Genomic DNA, 18,352 nt, shown 5'->3' with positions numbered 1-18,352 from the left:
CTCCTCTAATCCACTGCCACCGGCATCCGCTCATCCAACACTCGATTAGCCAGCAATTCGCTCAGCTCGATCAGTTGCTGCACACCCAGGGCAACATGCCGGCGCGAACCATCAAGCTCGAAAGCCAGGTCGCTTAGCGTTGCGTTGGCGGATGCCAGGGTTTCGCTCAGGTTGGCGAGGAGACATTCGGCGTCTACGCCCTCCACGACGGTGAACAATTGGTTTGAGGCTGGCTTCTTTTTGACTTCAGGTGCAGGGGTCAGGTAATAGTCGAGGGCGCGCTTGGCGGCTTCATCGAGCTTTTCTGGATTAAGGCTGGAACAGGGAGAAGCGTTGTTGGTTTCTGAACGTGATTGAGATTTGTCACTCATTGCGGTACTCCAACAAGAAAATGGATTACCAAGTTTTAGACAGACCGCGACGCCCGGACGCTGAATTGGCAGCGACCGAAAAAGGTTAGCGATAAGCCTTCCCACCCGGCAATCGCCAAAGCTCGTCGGAAAAATCAGCTTCAGCTTGGACGTTGTCCGACCATTCCCACAAATCTCGAACAGCTGTCAGCTGGTTCACAACAACTCTGCGGCGGCCGGTTATTTCTCAGCCAACGTCAATCCTCGTGGGAGCGAGCCTGCTCCGGGCGGCGATCCGACGATAGCGGTCTGTCATTCAGCATTTGCATCGACTGATCCACCGCCATCGCGAGCAGGGCTCGCTCCCACAATGGGTCTGTGTACGCTTTCGAGAGCCGTGTCGAGCTATAAGCGGCGCCGCGGCTTTTGATCTTCCGCCCCTTCGGCAGGCTGAGCGCAGGCGTTCATCAGGGGGATGGCGCGCAGCGCCGTTCGACGCAGTCGAACCCATCGAGTGGAGGTCAAGCGCAGCGGACCGGAGCCGATGCCCCCCTGATGAATGCCGGAGCGAAGGAACCCCGAGCCTTGGCGAGGGGCCGTACGCTGGGGCGGAGCGTTCTTTGCCTACTTTCTTTGGCGTTTGAAAGAAAGTAGGTCGCCGTAAGGGCGAAACCATAGGTGGCCGTTACCGCAGCAATGGATATGTACTCGGTCAAAAAACTGACCAACTGCAAGGACGCCATCGCGAACAGGCTCGCTGCCACATTGGATCGGAGTACAACCGCAAGCCCCTACATCCGCCCCGCCGGCGCATACGGCGCAGGATCAATCACCGGCTCACGCCCCAGCATCACATCCGCCAGCAGCTGACACGATGCTGGCGCCAATACCAACCCGTTGCGGTAATGCCCACAATTCAACCACAAGCCGGCAACCCCCGGGACTTCACCGATATAGGGAATCCCCTCCGGCGACCCAGGCCGCAGCCCGGCCCAGTGGCCGACCACTTCGGCATCTGCCAGCCCCGGAATCAATTGCTCTGCCGAAGCCTTGAGGCTCTGCAACGCGACATCGGTGGGAGTCTTGTCGAAACCTGCATGCTCCAGCGTACTGCCCACCAGGATATGCCCGTCGCGACGTGGGATTGCATAACGGCCCCTGGCCAGAACCATGCTGGACAGGAAGTCCGACGCACATTTGTACAGAATCATCTGGCCCTTGACCGGCTCGACGGGCAACTTCAATCCCAGCGTCTGCAACAACTCACCGCTCCAGGCACCGGCGGCCAGCACCACTTGGTCGCCACGCACTTGCCCCGCCGAGCAGTCCACCCCGACGACACGCCCGCCGTCACGAATGAAGCCGCTGACTTCGCACTGTTCATGCAGGGTGACGTTGGGCAACGCCAGCAAGGCGGCCTTGAGGGATTTAACCAGCCGTGGATTGCGCACATTGGCTACGTCGGCCATATGGATCGCCCGGGAGAAACCCGCCCCCAGTACCGGAACCGCATCATGGACGGCGCAGATGTCCACAGCCCGCAACGGACGTCCTTGCCGCCCGGCCCAGGCCAACGCTTCGTCCTGATCGTCCAGGTCCAGCCAATACAGGCCAGTGACATGCACCTGGGGGTCGATTCCGGTAGTCGCGAACAAGCGTTGCCCCAGCTGTGGATAAAAATCCTGCGACCAATGCGCCAGCGCCGTAACCGCCGGGCTGTAGCGCCAGGGGTACAGCGGCGACACGATACCGCCACCAGCCCAGGACGACTCCTGGCCGACACTGGAACGGTCCAGCAGGACCACGCGCTGGCCTTCCGAAGCCAGATTGAACGCCGTCAGCAGGCCAATGACTCCGCCGCCGACAACCACCACTTGTTGTTGCCTGATCATGTTCCGATTCGACTCATAAGACAGGAGCGCCGCAGAGCGCCCGGATAAAAAACTCAGCGGCCCCAGCAATCCTTGGCGGTCAACCCGGCAGCGGCGTTGAGCATGCCCCTGGCGCCCGTGTTGTTGATCGTGAAATCACCGCACTTGTCCGTGGCCATGGACGAACCGCTTTTGCGTACGGCGGTCAGGGTGAAGCTCTGGTCCGCCAATGTCTGGGTGATGGTGTAGAAATCATTGCCACTGCTCAGCCCGGTGGCATTGGTGTACACATTGTTCTTCGAATAGTAGCGTTCGAGGATCTGCGCCTGTTCCGACAGCAGGCCGGCGATTTCGGCGCGACGGCCTTTTTTCATGTACTCGGTCAGGCTCGGATAACCGACGGTGATCACGATACCGATGATGGCGATCACGATCATGATTTCGATCAAGGTGAAACCCCGGTTGGCTCTGCGCATGTCTATCCCTCATTGTATTTGCCGCCACATGATGCGGCGGCTGCCGCCAACGGCTTTCCCCAGCAGGTCGGTGATACCGCCGCCGGAGTCGTTCACGACCATGTTGGTGGCGCCGTTGGCACTGACGACGGCACTCAAGGTCGGGATACCACCGGTGAAGACCACCCCGGCGGAAATCGTGTCGAGGCTGTTGAGCATGCCGTCACCGTTGGTGTCGAGCACCGCATAGTTGAGCATCTTACCGTTGAAAGCATCCACTTCGATCAATTTGCCAGTACCGAAGCTGGCACAGGGGTCGGTGGTGTCCACTGCGGCGGTGGTGAACACAACGCGTCCGAGTACCAGGTTAGCCGGATTGATCACTCGCTCCCCCGTCAACGCATTGTTGTACACCAAGGGCAGGTACCAGCCCTTGCGCACCGGGTAAGCCACGTTGGTCTGGCTGGTGGTCACGAATTGCCCCCCTGTGCTGCCTGAAAAAACCCCGGTGATCGATTGGGCCTGCAGGTTCGACACGGTGACCTGCCCGGAGCCTCCGGGAGCGTCCCAGATCGAGTAGAAGCCCTGCAGGTCCTTGTTGAGCTTGTCCACTGCCTCGTTGAACTTGCCGGTACCGAAAAAGACCTGGACGCCGCCTTGGGGGTTGTCCGCCAGCAAGGGTTGAACCGTGATCGGCTGGGTCGCGCCACCCGGTGCGGTGAACAACGGCTGGCCGGCGAACGCCAGGCCCCAGGTGGTCGGGGAGGTGCCGCTGAGGTCGAACTTCCACATGCGCCCTTTCAGGTCGCCGCCGTAGGCGGCCTGAACCACATTCTGGGAGTTGACCCGGAGCTTGACCGAAGACAGGCCGTTATCGGTCTCGCTGCTGTTGATGACGATCTTCCTGATCAACGAGCCGTCGCGAATATCCACCACATACAGCGCGGCCACGCCGGAATGGCTGCCGTAGCCATTGGAGATGAACGCGGCCCAGCGACCATCCGCCAATCGGGCGACCTCCGGGCGCGCGTAGGCATAGCCCAGGTCGTTGAAGACGTTGGCCGTATTGGCGACGGCCGGTGCGCTGATTTCCCACAACGCCCGGATCGTGTTGCCGGCCGTCGCGTCGAACAGTTGCACGGCGAAGAACGCCTTGCCCCCGGCCCCCGTCCCTCCCACGGCGACGGTCTTCCAGGCACTGCCCAGTTGCGTATCGAATACCCCGATCTGCCCGTCCACCAGGAATTTGTGGCTGACACCGTTGACGTAGCCGGTATTGGCGATCAATTGCAGGGACGGCAATACGCTCGAAGGCATATAGGCGTAGCGCCGAGTCCCGTTGGTGCTGTTGATGACACTGAAGAAGCCGTCGTTGGCATTCACCGCCAGGCTGGCGTTCATGTTCGTCGCCTTGGTTGTCAGGTAATTGCTGTAGCTGGTGTCGTTCAGCAGGTCCGCGGCGGTCTGGTCATTGGGCGATGCCAGCACCAGGGGCGAATTGATGATGTCCCCCAGCAACGCGCTGCGCACCTTCAGGCCGGTCTTGTTGACCCCCTTGCTCCACTCCACCAGGTCGTTGCCGGTGATGCCCGTGGGCAGGTTCTGGCTGAGACTGGTCTGCTGGGCCGGTGAGAAGTTGCCATAGGCCAGGGTCACCGGCGTGTTGGTCGCACTGTTCCAGGACTGATAGACCGGGGCGGTGGCGCCGGGCACGATGGCGGTATCGGTGGTCCATTGCACCGCTGCCGTGTTGACGGTACCTGCCGAAGTGAAGCCGAACGCCCGGATGGTGCCGCGCCAGTCCTTGGGGTCGTAGGTGGTCTGGTAGAAACTGGAAGTGCTGGACAACGTGGCGCTGTTGGCGGCGCCGCCCCCTCCCGAGCCGGCCTTTGAAGTGATATCGCTCAGGGCCGATGACAGGGCCGAGTTCAGACCCTCGCTATCGGACGCCGGGTAATACCGGCCCGCGCCATAACGGGCCGCGTCGGACAGCATCTGGTTATTGACGGCAAAACCGACGGTATAGGTGTTGAGGTACTGCCGGGGAAAGTCCGTCGAGTTCCAGCTCTTGCCGGTGGCGTCGGTACCGGTGGCACGCATGTCGATATCGAAGGCGAACTTGGCGATGTCGTCCAGGTAGAGCGTGTCGCCCTCGGCGTCGCCACTGGGATTGTCGCCATCGTTGGTGCCGATGCCATCCCAGTTCGGCAAGCGTGAGCCGCCCAGGGGATCGTTGGTGGGAAACGTCCGGTCATAGGTGGGCAAGCCGTCGGTGATCACCACGCCGAAGTTTTTCTGGCAGCGGTACTGGATCGGGCTGGTATAGGTACTGGGCGTGCCGTTGTAATACGGCGCCATGCCCCTGAAGTAACGGGTGACCTCGTAATAACTCTCGGCCAACGGCGTATTCGCGACGGCTCCCAGGGCATTGATGGCGGTGACCAGGGCACTGTAGTTGGCATTGGCCTGGGTCTGGGTGACGCTGCCGCTGACGGGTGAAAGGTCGCTGATGGCCCGGGCGATGTAACCGCCCGGACCTGAGTTGCCGCTGTTGGGAGGATTGAACGTGGCAAGGCCGATGCGCAAGGCCCGGTTGCCGGCGACCAGATCATTGGAAACGTCGCGCGCCACGTTTATCCGATAGTCGGTGGGAATCGAGCCTGTGGTGAAGTCCCGGCTCGAACCGTTGGCCAGGGTCACGAGATAGGCCAGGTATCTGGCGGTATAGCGGGTATTGCCACCGCCTACCGGATCCGGGAGCCGGAGACAGACCCGGCCGATGGTGGAACGATAGAAGCCGTACCAACCGGAGGAGCAGCCACCGCGCAACAGGCTCACTAGCAGGATGTTCGAATCGTCCAGGTCCAGCTCGTACCTGTCATTGCAACTGCTGCTGGAGTTGCATGCAAACGTGCGCGGTTGCGCCGCCGTTGGATCGAACCCCGACGCCCAGATGATGTTGTTCATACTTCCCGAATCGTCGATCAGCAGCATCACGTTCGGCGTAACCGCAGCCGCACTCAACAGCGGCGACTCCGAGGGCGTGAACGCATAGGCCGGCGCCGCCAGGTAAAGGCTGAGCAGCGCCCCCCCTATCAACTGCATCCAGCCCCGGAGCGCCTCAATATTTCGCATAGATGCTCTCCACCACGCTGCGCTGGTTATTTCCCGCCACGGCCACCGCCGTGATCCGGTACAGCGTCGCCGACGTGTTGCTCGGTACGTTGACCGCCGTGAGGGTGGTGCCGATGTTCTGTACACCGTAGAACCCACCAGCGGCGGCGACCCAGGTCACTCCCGACGAGGAGTTGCGCCCGGCTGCCGTGAGCGTCGCCGACTCGGCCGGAGGCGCGCATTGGGTGGCAGTGGTACAGACCGCAAGCGAATACGTCTCGGCCTGTACCGCGCTCTCCCCCATCCTCAACGCCGCCTCGGCCGTCTGGAATGACTGATTGCGCAGCATGACGCTGTTGGTCATTTTTTCCTGAAGCGTGGCGCTCTGCATCGACGACAAGCCGATCAGCGTGAGCAGCAGCAGGAAAACCAGACTGACCAGCAGGGCCATGCCACGCTGACGGTGCCCATTGGATCTCGGATTCATTCTCGCCGCCCTCACAAAAGCCGATTGCGCAAAGCGGCAACCACGTTGAAGGTCTGGTCGCGCACGTTGTTCTTCGGGTCGTACAGCGTCAGGGTCAGGCGCACGCTGCGGATCAGGGCCGGATCCGCCGGGTTGCCGGTGTAGCTCGATGCCGCGATGTCGGTCGAACTGCCCGCGACGCCGAAGGTCACGTTGAACGCCCGCACGTTGTCCACCAGCACCGCCAGGGTCGGGTTGCCGGCGCCCGTGCCCATCAACAACTGGTTATTGCTGAAGCTGTAGACCAGCCGGCGTATGGGAAAGGCCAGTTGCCCGGCCGCAGGCGCCCGGGCTCCGGTGTAGGCGGTCGCGCTGGTGCGGCAATCGGAAACGACCGTCCAGGTCGGCACCCCTGCGTTGCTGCCCACATCCGCCGTGACCAGGGTCATCCTGAGATTGGCGTTGTCCCAACGGATCGGCGTGACCTGGCTGGCGTTGAAATCCCCCGCGGACGAGGCGTCGGTAATGCTTCCCAGGCAGCCGAACATGCCGACCATGCGCAGCTCCTGGAGCATCTTGCTCAGGGCGAACCGTGCATCTTCCTGCATGACTGCTGCTGCGTTCTGGCTGACATAGGTGTTTTTCGCGGCAATGAAAATCTGCACCACACCCAGCACGATGATCAGGCTGAGCACCAGCGCGATCATCAGTTCGATCAGGCCGAAGCCCCGGCAACGGTTGTTCATGGCGTCGCCACCGGGTCGACGGCGACGCGGCTGGTCAGCACGAAGCTGCGCCGTGCCTCGGCAGCGTTGCTGGTGTTGGCGGCCCGGGCATCGTCCCAGGAAATGGTGATGGTGTAGACCCGCTGGTTCAGGGCGATGGTGCCGGTGGCCGTGGCGCCGCCGAAACTGGTGATATTGGTCTTGAAGTCGTAGAGATCCTGGTCCCGGGCGACGTTGAGATTGGGCGAGGTGGGTGGCGTGACGGTGTAGTCGGCGCCGGCGTTGGCGCGGATACGATCCAGCATGTCGTAGGCGATGAAACTGGCCTGGCTGGTCATGCGCGAGCTGTCGGTGTATTTGAGTGCATTGAGCTGGATCATCGCCGCGCCCAGCAAGCCTATGCCGAGGATCAGCATCGCCACCAACACCTCGATCAGCGTCATGCCCTCCTGTGTCCTTTTACTGCAACCCTTCATCCGCAACTTCCACCCAATACGATTCGTCCATTGAGGCAAACACTCAGCGTCCTGCTCTGCGCCCCTCGTACGTAATTGAAACTCACCGGCGTGGTCGGTGCCGCCAAGCCGCCCAGGTTGTTGAAATCGATGCCGGTCACTTCTGAGGTTAGCGTCAGAGTCGCGCCGCTGCTCATCGCTGGAACAACCCGCAATACATTGGCCGGCGTGCCAGTACTGTCATACACCGCCAGCTCGCCGCTCCAGACGCTGCCCTGCACCGTGGGGCGGATACGTATCGTGGTGCCACGGTCGATCGCGGTCATGCGGGCAAAGTTCAGCGCCCGACGCAGATCGCCGATCTCGGTATCGGCCTTGGTGCCCTGCATCGAGCCAGTGAAGGCAGGCACCGCCAGGGTGATCAGGATCAGCAGCACACCGAGGGCCACCAGCACCTCCACCAGCGTGAAACCTTTTGTACGAAGATCCATTGATGCCCTCCGTTGCCGTCGGCTATACCTGCTTGTACACGCTAGAACAAACCACCGCCTGTGCCCAATACCGACCTGTGGCGAGGGGTTTTATCCCTCGCCACAATGGGCCATTGATCTTGAATCCGCTTCCATTCTCCAGGGAGGAGATGTCATGCACCAACAGGGCTTCAGCCTCATTGAACTGCTCATGGGACTGGCGATTGCGGCAATTGTTCTACCGTGGGCCAGCGCCAGCTACACAGCCCTGGTCGAAGCCACCGAACGCAAGGACGCCGCGCAACTGCTGGCCAGTGGTTTGCGTAACGCCCGCAGCGAAGCCATCACGCGCAGCCGGACCGTCGTGATCAGAGGAATAGACGACGATTGGGGCCGAGGCTGGCGGATCACGCTGGACGACAAGGCGAAGACATTGGTGATGGAGCGCAGCGGCCGCGCGCGAGTGGTCGGCAACTGGCCGGTGAAGCGTTCGGTGAGGTTTGGCAGCCAAGGGCAAGCGTTACTGCCCAGCGACGCCTTCCAAGCCGGTACATTGCATGTCTGCGGCAAACGCGAGCCGATCAGCCACCATCAGGTGGTGCTGGCGCGCACCGGACGCATCAGCCTGCGCAGCGAGAAAACTGAACAGGCATTGTGCGAAAAAGACTCAAAGCAGGGAGCGAACGCGTAGTTCCTTGGGCATCGAGAAAGTAATGTTCTCTTCACGACCGGCCAGCTCATCGGCACCGGTGGCGCCCCAGGCCTGCAATTGCTGGATCACGCCACGCACCAGGACTTCGGGAGCCGAAGCGCCGGCGGTGATGCCAATGCGCTCGATGCCATCGAACCAGCTGTGTTGCATGTCCTCGGCACCGTCGATCAGATAGGCCGGCGTTCCCATGCGTTCGGCCAGCTCACGCAAGCGGTTGGAGTTGGAACTGTTCGGGCTGCCAACCACCAGCACCACATCGCATTCGTCGGCCAGTTGCTTGACCGCGTCCTGACGGTTCTGGGTGGCGTAGCAGATGTCGTCCTTGCGTGGCCCACCGATGGCCGGGAAGCGGGAGCGCAGGGCGTCGATCACACGACTGGTATCGTCCATGGACAGGGTGGTCTGGGTGACAAAGGCGAGCTTTTCCGGGTTGCGCACCTGCAAGGCCGCCACGTCGTCCTCATCCTCCACCAGGTAGATCGCGCCACCATTGCTGGCATCGTATTGCCCCATGGTGCCTTCGACTTCCGGATGTCCTTCATGGCCGATCAGGATGCATTCACGACCGTCGCGGCTGTAGCGCGCCACTTCGATGTGCACCTTGGTCACCAGGGGACAGGTGGCATCGAATACTTTCAGGCCGCGACCGGCGGCTTCAGTACGCACCGCCTGGGAAACCCCATGGGCGCTGAAGATCACGATGACGTCGTCCGGCACTTGGTCCAGCTCTTCGACGAAAATGGCACCGCGGCTGCGCAGGTCCTCGACGACGAATTTGTTGTGGACCACTTCATGGCGCACATAGATCGGCGGCCCGAAGACCTCCAGGGCGCGGTTGACGATTTCGATCGCCCGGTCCACGCCGGCGCAGAAGCCACGGGGATTGGCGAGTTTGATTTGCATGCTGTGCCTCGTGTCTTGCGCGCAAGGAATTGAATGCTTGCCTGTTAATCGAGCGAAAGGCCCGAAAACAAGGAGACCCCATGTGGAAGCGAGCAAGCTCGCTCCCACAGAGAATCAGTGGCAGCAGGAACTGCCTGTTAAATCCTAAACCGCCTTGACGTCGATGATTTCCACTTCGAAATTCAAGGTCTTGCCCGCCAGCGGGTGATTGAAGTCAACCGTCACCTGGGTGTCGTCGAAGGCCTTCACCACGCCCGGCAGTTCAGTATTGGCCGCGTCGTTGAAGATCACCAGCAACCCCTCCGACAGTTCCATGTCCTGGAACTGGGAGCGTGGCATGGTCTGCACGTTTTGCGGGTTGGGCTGACCAAAGGCATTCTCTGGCGTCACCACCACCGTGCGCTTGTCGCCGGCCTTGAAACCGAAGATCGCCGCTTCGAAGCCTGGCAGCAGGTTGCCGTCGCCGACCTTGAACACGGCAGGGGCCTTGTCGAAGGTACTGTCAACGGTGTCGCCGTTTTCCAGATGCAGGGCGAAGTGAAGCTTCACTTCTGTATTTTGAGCGATACGCTGCTCAGTCATGGACGGCTTCTCCGGTTTTCTTGCTCTTGAACATGTCCAGGGCGAGCATCACCGCGCCCACGGTAATGGCGCTGTCGGCAAAATTGAACGCCGGGAAGTACCAACGGTTCTGCCAGTGCACCAGGATGAAATCGATCACATGGCCCAAGGCAATGCGGTCATACAGATTGCCCAGCGCGCCACCGAGCACCAGCGCCAGCGCCACGGCCAGCCAGGTTTCGTCGCGGCCCAGGCGCTTGAGCCAGACCACCAGCACGCCGCTGACCACGATGGCGATCAGCGCGAAGAGCCAGCGCTGCCAGCCCGAGCTGTCGGCCAGGAAGCTGAACGCCGCGCCGGTGTTATAGGCCAGGGTCCAGCTGAAGTAGTCGGGGATGACCACGATCTGCTGGTACATGGTCAACGAGCTTTCGAAGTGGAACTTGCTGACCTGGTCGATGACCAGTACCAGCACGCTCAACCAGAGCCAGCCCAGCCGTCCGAAACGACCCGCTGCGTTAGGCGCCACATCAGGCATAGTGGCGAACCTCGCCGGTGCCGCTGATGTTGTCGACACAACGCCCGCAGATCTCCGGATGCTCCGGGTTCACGCCAACGTCTTCGCGGCAGTGCCAGCAACGGGCGCACTTGACGAAGCTCGACTTGACCACCTTGAGCTTCAGGCCAGCCACTTCAGTGACCACCGCATCGGCCGGCGCCTGCACCAATGGAGCGACACTGGCGGTGGAGGTGATCAGCACGAAGCGCAGCTCGTTGCCCAGCTTCGCCAGGTCGGCGCCCAGGGCTTGCTCGGCGTAGAGGGTGACTTCGGCCTGCAGGTTGCCACCGACGGCCTTGGCCGCACGCTGGATCTCCATTTCCTTGTTCACCGCCGCCTTGACCGCCATGACGCGGTCCCAGTAGGCACGGTCCAGCTCGAAGCCTTGCGGCAGCTCGGTCAGGCCCTCGTACCAGGTATTGAGCATCACCGATTCGTTGCGCTCGCCCGGCAGGTACTGCCACAGCTCGTCGGCGGTGAATGCCAGGATCGGCGCGATCCAGCGCACCAGCGCCTCGCTGATGTGGAACAGCGCGGTCTGGCACGAACGACGTGCCTTGCTGTTGGCGCCGGTGGTGTACTGGCGATCCTTGATGATGTCGAGATAGAAACCGCCCAGCTCCTGCACGCAGAAGTTGTGGATCTTGGAGTAGACGTTCCAGAAACGGTATTCGCCGTAATGCTCCTGCAGCTCGCGTTGCAGCAACAGGGTACGGTCCACGGCCCAACGGTCCAGGGCAAGCATGTCCTCGGCCGGCAACAGGTCGGTGGCCGGGTTGAAACCGGTCAGGTTCGACAGCAGGAAGCGCGCGGTGTTACGGATGCGCCGGTAGGCGTCCGCGCTGCGCTGCAGGATCTGCTCGGAAACGGCCATCTCGCCGGAATAATCGGTGGAGGCCACCCACAGGCGCATGATGTCGGCGCCCAGGGTATCGTTGACCTTCTGCGGCGCGATCACGTTGCCCAGGGACTTGGACATCTTGCGCCCGGCCTCGTCCACGGTGAAACCATGGGTCAGCAGCTCGCGGTACGGTGCGTGGTTATCGATGGCGCAGCCGGTCAGCAGCGAGGAGTGGAACCAGCCGCGATGCTGGTCGGAACCTTCCAGGTACAGGTCGGCACGCGGGCCGTTTTCATGGCCCACCGGGTGCGAACCGCGCAGCACGTGCCAATGGGTGGTGCCGGAGTCGAACCACACGTCCAGGGTATCGCTGATCTTGTCGTACAGCGGCGCCTCGTCGCCCAGCAGTTCGGCGGCGTCCAGCTTGAACCAGGCTTCGATGCCTTCGACTTCGACGCGCTTGGCAACCTCTTCCATCAGCTCGACGGTGCGCGGGTGCAGCTCGCCGCTTTCCTTGTTCAGGAAAAACGGGATCGGCACGCCCCAGTTGCGCTGGCGGGAGATGCACCAGTCCGGCCGGTTGGCGATCATCGAGTGCAGGCGCGCCTGGCCCCAGGCCGGTACGAACTTGGTCTCTTCGATGGCCTTGAGCGAACGCTGGCGCAGGGTATCGCCACTGACGGGCTGCTTGTCCATGCCGATGAACCACTGCGCGGTGGCACGGTAGATCAACGGTGTCTTGTGCCGCCAGCAGTGCATGTAGCTGTGTTCGATGACGGTGGTGTGCAGCAGAGAGCCGACTTCGGTCAACTTGTCGATGATGGCCGGGTTGGCCTTGAAGATGAACTGGCCGCCAAAGAACTCCAGGGACGGCACATAGACGCCGTTGCTCTGCACCGGGTTGAGGATGTCGTCGTTGACCATGCCGTATTTCTTGCAGGTCACGAAGTCGTCGACGCCATAGGCTGGCGCGGAGTGAACGACGCCGGTGCCAGCGCCCAGTTCCACGTAGTCGGCCAGGTATACCGGCGACAGGCGGTCATAGAACGGGTGGCGGAAGTTGATCAGCTCCAGTGACGAGCCTGGCGCGGTGGCGATCACCGAGCCTTCGAGGCTGTAGCGGGCCAGGCAGGACTCGACCAGCTCTTCGGCCAGAACCAGCAGCCGGTCGCCGACGTCCACCAAGGCATAGTTGAATTCCGGATGGACGTTCAGCGCCTGGTTGGCCGGGATGGTCCACGGGGTGGTGGTCCAGATCACGATGGCGGCCGGCTTGGCCAGCTTGCCCAGGCCGAATGCGGCGGCGAGCTTGTCTTCATCGGCGATCGGGAAGGCTACGTCGATGGTCGACGATTTCTTGTTTTCGTACTCGACTTCCGCCTCGGCCAGGGCCGAACCGCAATCGAAGCACCAGTTCACGGGCTTGAGGCCCTTGAACACGAAACCACCCTCGACGATTTTCGCCAGGGCACGGATTTCGCCGGCTTCGTTCTTGAAGTCCATGGTCTTGTACGGATTGGCGAAGTCGCCCAGCACGCCGAGGCGGATGAATTCGGACTTCTGCCCCTCGATCTGCTCGGTGGCGTAGGCACGGCACAGTTCGCGGGTCTTGTCCGCGCCCAGGTTCTTGCCGTGGGTCACTTCCACCTTGTGCTCGATCGGCAGGCCGTGGCAATCCCAGCCTGGGACATAAGGTGCGTCAAAACCCGACAGGGTCTTGGAACGGACGATCATGTCCTTGAGGATCTTGTTCAGCGCGTGACCGATATGAATGGTGCCGTTGGCGTACGGAGGACCGTCGTGCAGGACGAACTTCGGGCGGTCCTTGCCAATCTCGCGCAACTTTCCGTACAGGCCAATGCTGTCCCAACGCTGCAGAATCTGTGGTTCGCGCTGAGGCAGGCCGGCCTTCATAGGGAAGGCGGTGTCCGGAAGGTTTAGCGTGGCTTTATAGTCGGTCATTTAAGGCTCTTCATTAGCGATTGGCGCTGGTTGCGACAAGGGCACGGGCGGCGGCGATATCGGCATGGATCGCCGCCTTGAGCGCCTCCAGAGAGGCAAAACGCTGCTCTTCACGCAGCTTATGGTGGAAAACCACCGTCAAACGCCGGTCATACAGATCGCCGGCAAAATCCAGAACATGTACTTCGAGATGGGCCTTGCCATCTCCCTGGACCGTGGGTCGTACGCCAATGTTGGCGACGCCGGGCCAGGCCTTGCCGTCGATCTCGATACTCACCAGGAACACCCCGGTCAGCGGTACGCGACGACGCTTGAGCTGCACGTTGGCCGTTGGCGTGCCCAACTGGCGCGCCAGCTTCTGCCCATGCAGGATCCGCCCGGCAATCCGGTATGGCCGGCCCAGCAGGCGCTCGGCCAGTTCGAAGTCGGCGGCCGCCAGGGCATTGCGGACCTGAGTACTGCTGACACGCAGGCCATCCATCTCGACGGTCTGCGCCGCTTCGACAGTAAAACCATGGACGGCGCCAGCCCGCTGCAGGTAATCGAAATCACCTGCCCGGTCACAACCGAAACGGAAATCGTCGCCCACTTCCAGATGCTTCACATCCAGGCCATCCACCAGGATGGTCTCGACGAACTCGGCTGCGCTGAGCTGGCTCAAGCGTTGGTTGAACGCCAGGCACAGGACCCGGTCGACGCCTTCGGCCGCCAGCAGCTGCAGTTTGTCTCGCAGCCTGGCCAGGCGGGCCGGGGCGGTGTCCGGGGCGAAAAACTCCCGGGGCTGAGGCTCGAAGATCACCACGCAACTGGGCACGCCCAGCTCCAGCGCACGCTCGCGCAGCCGCGCCAGGATAGCCTGGTGGCCACGGTGAACACCGTCGAAGTTGCCAATGGTGGCGACACAGCCCCGATGCCGGGGACGCAGGTTGTGAAGGCCTCGAACCAGCTGCATAACGCGCTTCTTGCTCATAAAGTGGCCGATTATAACCACACCCGGCGGTCAACGACAGGCAGCACCGTAACCCAAAGTGATCGAACCGACAAAACCGCTGCCCAAGCCTCAGCTCAAGGCCTTGCGATTGAAGTCCCGCAGACGGAAGCCCAGCAGCAGCAACATGCCGAAATACGCCACCACGCCGGCGACAACCAGCACACCCAGGCGCAGGAAACGCTCGGGCATCTGCCCTTCGCCCCAGGCCGGCATGAAATGCATCCCCCCCAGCAGGACCGCCGACATCACCGCCACGGCGATCAGCAGCTTGAGGCCGAATTTTCCCCAGCCCGGCTGCGGCTGATACATTTTCTGCTTGCGTAGCTGATAGAACAGCAGCCCGGCGTTGAGGCAGGCGCCGATGCTGATCGCCAGGGCCAGGCCGGCATGGGCCAGGGGGCCGATCAGCAGAAGGTTGAACAATTGGGTCATCACCAGGGTGAAGATGGCAATCTTCACCGGCGTGCGGATGTTCTGCTGAGCATAGAAACCTGGCGCCAGGACCTTGATCAGGATGATGCCAAGCAGCCCGACCGAATAGGCGACCAGGGCGCGCTGGGTCATGGCGGCATCGAACGCCTTGAACTGGCCATACTGGAACAGCGAAACGGTCAGTGGCTCGGCCAGGATCCCCAGTGCCAGAGCGCAGGGCAGCACCAGCACGAAACACAGGCGCAGGCCCCAGTCGAGAATCCGCGAGTACTCCTGGCGATCCTGGCTGGCGTAGGTCTTGGCCAGGGTTGGCAACAGGATCGTGCCCAGGGCCACGCCCAGTACACCGGACGGTAACTCCATCAGTCGGTCGGCGTAATACATCCAGGACACCGAACCGGCCACCAGGAACGAGGCGAAGATGGTGTTGATGATCAGGGAAATCTGACTCACCGAAACCCCCAGGATTGCCGGCAGCATCTGCTTGAGCACCCGCCAGACGCCGCTGTCGCGCAGGTTCAGGCGGGGCAGTACCAGCATGCCGATCTTCTTGAGGTAAGGCAGTTGATACAGCAGCTGCGCCAGCCCTCCCACCAGCACCGCCCAGCCGAGCGCCATCACCGGCGGATCGAAATACGGCGTCAGGAAGACCGCAAACACGATCATGCTGACGTTGAGCAGGGTCGGCACGAAGGCCGGCACCGAGAAACGGTTCCATGTATTGAGAATGGCCCCGGCCAGGGATGACAGGGAAATCAGCAATATATAAGGAAAGGTCACCCGCAGCAGGTCGGTGGTGAGCTGGAACTTCTCCGGGGTATCGGTAAAGCCCGGCGCCGTGGCCCAGATGATCCAGGGCGCGGCCAGCATGCCGGCCGCAGTCACCAGGGCCAGCACCAGGGTCAGCAAACCGCTGACATAGGCAATGAACGTACGGGTCGCTTCATCGCCCTTCTGGTTCTTGTATTCCGCCAGGATGGGCACGAACGCCTGGGAAAACGCACCTTCGGCGAAGATCCGCCGCAGCAGGTTGGGCAACTTGAAGGCGATGAAGAAGGCGTCGGTGGCCATACCGGCGCCGAATATCCGTGCGATCAGCGTATCGCGAACGAACCCCAGGACACGGGAAAGCATCGTGATAGAGCTGACGGCAGCCAACGATTTGAGCAGATTCATGAAAAGAGTTTTTGCCTGTCGATAAACAGCAGGCGAACAACGCGCCCACTTGTGCGATACTCCGCGCCGCCAACAGCACTGCGCCAAAGCCCGCGAGTTTACAGGTCGCACGCCGGAAAGAAATCATCCGGTGCGATGTACCTGCCATTCAGCGGAACGCGTCACCCGCCCTTGACAAGACCCCAACTCATCGGCATGATTCGCGGCCTATTTTGTTTGCTATTTCCCAAAAAGTCTTTCGAGGAGCTCGACGGTGGCCAACTCACCTTCCGCCAAAAAACGTGCAAAACAGGCTGAGAAGCGTCGCAGCCACAACGCCAGCCTGCGTTCCATGGTTCGTACCTACATCAAAAACGTAGTTAAGGCCATCGACGCAAAAGACGCTGAAAAAGCCCAAGCTGCTTACGTTCTGGCTGTGCCTGTTATCGACCGTATGGCCGATAAAGGCATCATCCACAAGAACAAGGCTGCTCGCCATAAGAGCCGCCTGAATGGCCACGTAAAGGCCTTGAACGTTGCCGCTGCTGCCTAAGCGACGCGCTCGTTAAAAAACCGACCCCAGGGTCGGTTTTTTATTGCCTGCAATTTGACAGGCACATCAAAAATGCGGGAGCAGGCTTGCTCCCGCACGAGTGATCGACGGGCAGGGTTATTGAGCGTGAGCCCACGGCAAGATCGGAATTGCCGTCACCGCGTTCTGGGGACTACCCTCGATGATCCGATCGCTGTAGACCAGATACACCAGCGTATTGCGTTTCTTGTCGAGGAATCGCACCACCTGCATGGTCTTGAAGACCAGCGAAGTGCGCTCCCTGAACACCTCTTCCCCATCCTTGAGCTCGCCCTTGAAGCTGATCGGCCCGACCTGACGGCAGGCGATGGACGCCTCGGCACGGTCCTCGGCCAAGCCCAGGCCACCCTTGACACCCCCAGTCTTGGCCCGAGACAGGTAGCAGGTCACCCCATCCACCTTGGGATCATCGAACGCCTCGACCACGATCCGGTCGTTCGGCCCGACGAACTTGAACACCGTCGAGACCTGACCGATTTCCTCGGCCGAAGCCAGCAGCGGCAATGCCAACAGCAAGCCGATCAATCCTTTAGCCAAACCCATGATTTTTCCTTAGACGAGAATCAGGTTGTCACGATGAACCAGCTCGGGCTCAGCCATGTAACCCAGCAGGCCAACAATCGCATCAGACGATTGGCCGATGATTTTCTGGGCTTCCAGCGCACTGTAATTGGCCAGGCCGCGGGCGATCTCACGACCGTCCGGCGCCACGCACACAACCATTTCGCCACGACGGAAACTGCCCTGGACCAGCTTTACGCCCACCGGCAACAGACTTTTATTACCCTGGGACAGCGCCGCCACGGCCCCCGCATCCAACACCAGTGTGCCACGGGTCTGCAGATGGCCCGCCAGCCACTGCTTGCGAGCGGCCAGCATGCCGCGCTCAGGCGAAAGCAGGGTGCCGATGCGTTCTCCCGCCTTCAGACGATCCAGCACCCGCTCCAGGCGCCCACCAACAATGATGGTGTGCGCTCCGGAACGCGCCGCAAGGCGTGCGGCGCGCAGCTTGGTCTGCATGCCACCGCGCCCCAATGCACCACCGGTACCACCGGCAACCGCATCCAGTGCAGGATCGTCGGCACGAGCCTCGTAGATCAATCTGGCATCGGGATTGTTGCGCGGATCCGCATCGAACATGCCGTCGCGGTCCGTGAGGATCACCAGCAGATCGGCCTCGACCAGGTTCGCCACCAAGGCCGCCAGGGTATCGTTATCGCCAAAGCGGATCTCGTCGGTGACCACCGTGTCGTTTTCGTTGATCACCGGAATCACCTTCAGCTCCACCAGCGCCCGCAGGGTACTGCGCGCATTGAGGTAACGCTTGCGGTCGGACAGGTCGTCGTGAGTGAGCAGGATCTGCGCCGTATGGCGGTCATGCTCGGCAAAACTGGACTCCCAGGCCTGCACCAGCCCCATCTGGCCGATGGCGGCGGCGGCCTGCAATTCGTGCATCGCGCTGGGTCGCGATGTCCAGCCCAGACGACTCATGCCAGCCGCCACAGCCCCCGAGGAGACCAATACCAGCTCGACGCCAGCCTCATGCAAGGCCACCATCTGCTCGACCCACACCGCCATCGCCTTGCGATCCAGGCCCTTGCCATCCGCCGTCAGCAGTGCGCTGCCGATCTTCACGACCCAACGCTGCGCACCCGTCACCTTGCTCCGCATCATCTTCAACCTTTGCCAGCGGACGACGCGACCCAGCGCCACCCATGGGATTATTCGTATTTGCGTT

The 18,352-nt window shown here is 61.6% G+C and carries 18 protein-coding genes; 2 read left to right on the top strand and 16 right to left on the bottom strand.

Going from position 1 to position 18,352, the window contains the following annotated elements:
- Positions 1 to 5: 5 nt before the first annotated feature.
- From BT179_RS23095 to BT179_RS23060, 8 genes are all read right to left on the bottom strand, one after another.
- Complete coding sequence (locus BT179_RS23095) at positions 6 to 371, bottom strand: DUF6124 family protein (RefSeq protein WP_072431997.1); 366 nt, start codon at positions 369 to 371, stop codon at positions 6 to 8.
- 770 nt (positions 372 to 1,141) lie between these two features.
- Positions 1,142 to 2,242 (bottom strand): glycine oxidase ThiO, encoded by a 1,101-nt coding sequence (gene thiO, locus BT179_RS23090; RefSeq protein WP_072431998.1) that lies wholly within the window; start codon positions 2,240 to 2,242, stop codon positions 1,142 to 1,144.
- A 53-nt stretch (positions 2,243 to 2,295) separates the two neighbouring features.
- On the bottom strand, positions 2,296 to 2,697 hold the full coding sequence (locus BT179_RS23085) for a type IV pilin protein (protein ID WP_072398607.1): 402 nt from the start codon (positions 2,695 to 2,697) through the stop codon (positions 2,296 to 2,298).
- 9 nt (positions 2,698 to 2,706) lie between these two features.
- Positions 2,707 to 5,811: a pilus assembly protein gene (locus BT179_RS23080; protein WP_072431999.1), complete on the bottom strand. Its 3,105-nt coding sequence runs from the start codon at positions 5,809 to 5,811 to the stop codon at positions 2,707 to 2,709.
- Positions 5,798 to 6,277 (bottom strand): pilus assembly PilX family protein, encoded by a 480-nt coding sequence (locus BT179_RS23075; protein ID WP_072398605.1) that lies wholly within the window; start codon positions 6,275 to 6,277, stop codon positions 5,798 to 5,800. The genes BT179_RS23080 and BT179_RS23075 overlap by 14 nt, the downstream gene beginning before the upstream one ends.
- Before the next feature lie 11 nt (positions 6,278 to 6,288).
- Positions 6,289 to 7,002: a PilW family protein gene (locus BT179_RS23070; RefSeq protein ID WP_072398604.1), complete on the bottom strand. Its 714-nt coding sequence runs from the start codon at positions 7,000 to 7,002 to the stop codon at positions 6,289 to 6,291.
- Positions 6,999 to 7,457: a type IV pilus modification protein PilV gene (gene pilV, locus BT179_RS23065; RefSeq protein WP_072398603.1), complete on the bottom strand. Its 459-nt coding sequence runs from the start codon at positions 7,455 to 7,457 to the stop codon at positions 6,999 to 7,001. The genes BT179_RS23070 and pilV overlap by 4 nt, the downstream gene beginning before the upstream one ends.
- Positions 7,454 to 7,927 (bottom strand): GspH/FimT family pseudopilin, encoded by a 474-nt coding sequence (locus BT179_RS23060; RefSeq protein WP_072398602.1) that lies wholly within the window; start codon positions 7,925 to 7,927, stop codon positions 7,454 to 7,456. Before BT179_RS23060 ends, pilV begins: the two co-directional genes overlap by 4 nt.
- A gap of 154 nt (positions 7,928 to 8,081) precedes the next feature.
- On the opposite strand from BT179_RS23060, the gene BT179_RS23055 reads away from it, so the two are divergent.
- Positions 8,082 to 8,597, top strand: coding sequence for a GspH/FimT family pseudopilin (locus BT179_RS23055; RefSeq protein ID WP_072398601.1), 516 nt, complete (start codon positions 8,082 to 8,084; stop codon positions 8,595 to 8,597).
- On the opposite strand, the gene ispH is transcribed toward BT179_RS23055, so the two are convergent.
- The 6 genes from ispH to murJ form a co-directional block, all read right to left on the bottom strand.
- Positions 8,574 to 9,521: a 4-hydroxy-3-methylbut-2-enyl diphosphate reductase gene (gene ispH, locus BT179_RS23050; protein ID WP_072398600.1), complete on the bottom strand. Its 948-nt coding sequence runs from the start codon at positions 9,519 to 9,521 to the stop codon at positions 8,574 to 8,576. The two genes, BT179_RS23055 and ispH, sit on opposite strands and share 24 nt — an antisense overlap.
- A gap of 144 nt (positions 9,522 to 9,665) precedes the next feature.
- A complete protein-coding gene (gene fkpB / locus BT179_RS23045; RefSeq protein ID WP_072398599.1) occupies positions 9,666 to 10,103 on the bottom strand; it encodes an FKBP-type peptidyl-prolyl cis-trans isomerase in 438 nt (145 codons plus the stop codon).
- Positions 10,096 to 10,620, bottom strand: coding sequence for a signal peptidase II (lspA, locus tag BT179_RS23040; RefSeq protein WP_072398598.1), 525 nt, complete (start codon positions 10,618 to 10,620; stop codon positions 10,096 to 10,098). Before lspA ends, fkpB begins: the two co-directional genes overlap by 8 nt.
- Complete coding sequence (gene ileS, locus BT179_RS23035) at positions 10,613 to 13,444, bottom strand: isoleucine--tRNA ligase (RefSeq protein ID WP_072398597.1); 2,832 nt, start codon at positions 13,442 to 13,444, stop codon at positions 10,613 to 10,615. Before ileS ends, lspA begins: the two co-directional genes overlap by 8 nt.
- Before the next feature lie 13 nt (positions 13,445 to 13,457).
- A complete protein-coding gene (ribF, locus tag BT179_RS23030; protein WP_072398596.1) occupies positions 13,458 to 14,396 on the bottom strand; it encodes a bifunctional riboflavin kinase/FAD synthetase in 939 nt (312 codons plus the stop codon).
- A gap of 108 nt (positions 14,397 to 14,504) precedes the next feature.
- Complete coding sequence (murJ, locus tag BT179_RS23025) at positions 14,505 to 16,043, bottom strand: murein biosynthesis integral membrane protein MurJ (protein ID WP_072432000.1); 1,539 nt, start codon at positions 16,041 to 16,043, stop codon at positions 14,505 to 14,507.
- Between the two features lie 253 nt (positions 16,044 to 16,296).
- Between murJ and rpsT the strand changes: the two genes are divergently transcribed.
- A complete protein-coding gene (rpsT, locus tag BT179_RS23020; protein ID WP_020798646.1) occupies positions 16,297 to 16,575 on the top strand; it encodes a 30S ribosomal protein S20 in 279 nt (92 codons plus the stop codon).
- Positions 16,576 to 16,692: 117 nt separating this feature from the next.
- Here the strand turns inward: rpsT and BT179_RS23015 are convergent, their stop codons facing one another.
- Together BT179_RS23015 and proB are read right to left on the bottom strand one after the other, a co-directional pair.
- Positions 16,693 to 17,157 (bottom strand): CreA family protein, encoded by a 465-nt coding sequence (locus BT179_RS23015; RefSeq protein ID WP_072398594.1) that lies wholly within the window; start codon positions 17,155 to 17,157, stop codon positions 16,693 to 16,695.
- Between the two features lie 9 nt (positions 17,158 to 17,166).
- Positions 17,167 to 18,285 carry a glutamate 5-kinase gene (gene proB / locus BT179_RS23010; RefSeq protein WP_072398593.1) on the bottom strand — a complete coding sequence of 373 codons (1,119 nt, stop codon included), beginning with the start codon at positions 18,283 to 18,285 and terminating at the stop codon, positions 17,167 to 17,169.
- Positions 18,286 to 18,352 lie beyond the last annotated feature (67 nt).

The sequence above is a fragment of the Pseudomonas sp. NFACC43 genome, from assembly GCF_900119645.1.
GTDB lineage: Bacteria > Pseudomonadota > Gammaproteobacteria > Pseudomonadales > Pseudomonadaceae > Aquipseudomonas.
The sequence above is the reverse complement of the archived record's forward strand: the minus strand, read 5'-3'. Positions and strand labels throughout refer to the sequence as shown.

Bases quoted from the DNA above. Each gene is read 5' to 3' on its own strand.
- BT179_RS23015 (WP_072398594.1), bottom strand. From the start codon at position 17,157: ATGGGTTTGGCTAAAGGATTGATCGGCTTGCTGTTGGCATTGCCGCTG.
- thiO (WP_072431998.1), bottom strand. From the start codon at position 2,242: ATGATCAGGCAACAACAAGTGGTGGTTGTCGGCGGCGGAGTCATTGGC.
- ribF (WP_072398596.1), bottom strand. From the start codon at position 14,396: ATGCAGCTGGTTCGAGGCCTTCACAACCTGCGTCCCCGGCATCGGGGC.
- BT179_RS23075 (WP_072398605.1), bottom strand. From the start codon at position 6,277: ATGAATCCGAGATCCAATGGGCACCGTCAGCGTGGCATGGCCCTGCTG.
- BT179_RS23080 (WP_072431999.1), bottom strand. From the start codon at position 5,811: ATGCGAAATATTGAGGCGCTCCGGGGCTGGATGCAGTTGATAGGGGGG.
- BT179_RS23070 (WP_072398604.1), bottom strand. From the start codon at position 7,002: ATGAACAACCGTTGCCGGGGCTTCGGCCTGATCGAACTGATGATCGCG.
- ileS (WP_072398597.1), bottom strand. From the start codon at position 13,444: ATGACCGACTATAAAGCCACGCTAAACCTTCCGGACACCGCCTTCCCT.
- proB (WP_072398593.1), bottom strand. From the start codon at position 18,285: ATGCGGAGCAAGGTGACGGGTGCGCAGCGTTGGGTCGTGAAGATCGGC.
- BT179_RS23095 (WP_072431997.1), bottom strand. From the start codon at position 371: ATGAGTGACAAATCTCAATCACGTTCAGAAACCAACAACGCTTCTCCC.
- lspA (WP_072398598.1), bottom strand. From the start codon at position 10,620: ATGCCTGATGTGGCGCCTAACGCAGCGGGTCGTTTCGGACGGCTGGGC.
- ispH (WP_072398600.1), bottom strand. From the start codon at position 9,521: ATGCAAATCAAACTCGCCAATCCCCGTGGCTTCTGCGCCGGCGTGGAC.
- fkpB (WP_072398599.1), bottom strand. From the start codon at position 10,103: ATGACTGAGCAGCGTATCGCTCAAAATACAGAAGTGAAGCTTCACTTC.
- BT179_RS23055 (WP_072398601.1), top strand. From the start codon at position 8,082: ATGCACCAACAGGGCTTCAGCCTCATTGAACTGCTCATGGGACTGGCG.
- pilV (WP_072398603.1), bottom strand. From the start codon at position 7,457: ATGAAGGGTTGCAGTAAAAGGACACAGGAGGGCATGACGCTGATCGAG.
- BT179_RS23085 (WP_072398607.1), bottom strand. From the start codon at position 2,697: ATGCGCAGAGCCAACCGGGGTTTCACCTTGATCGAAATCATGATCGTG.
- murJ (WP_072432000.1), bottom strand. From the start codon at position 16,043: ATGAATCTGCTCAAATCGTTGGCTGCCGTCAGCTCTATCACGATGCTT.
- BT179_RS23060 (WP_072398602.1), bottom strand. From the start codon at position 7,927: ATGGATCTTCGTACAAAAGGTTTCACGCTGGTGGAGGTGCTGGTGGCC.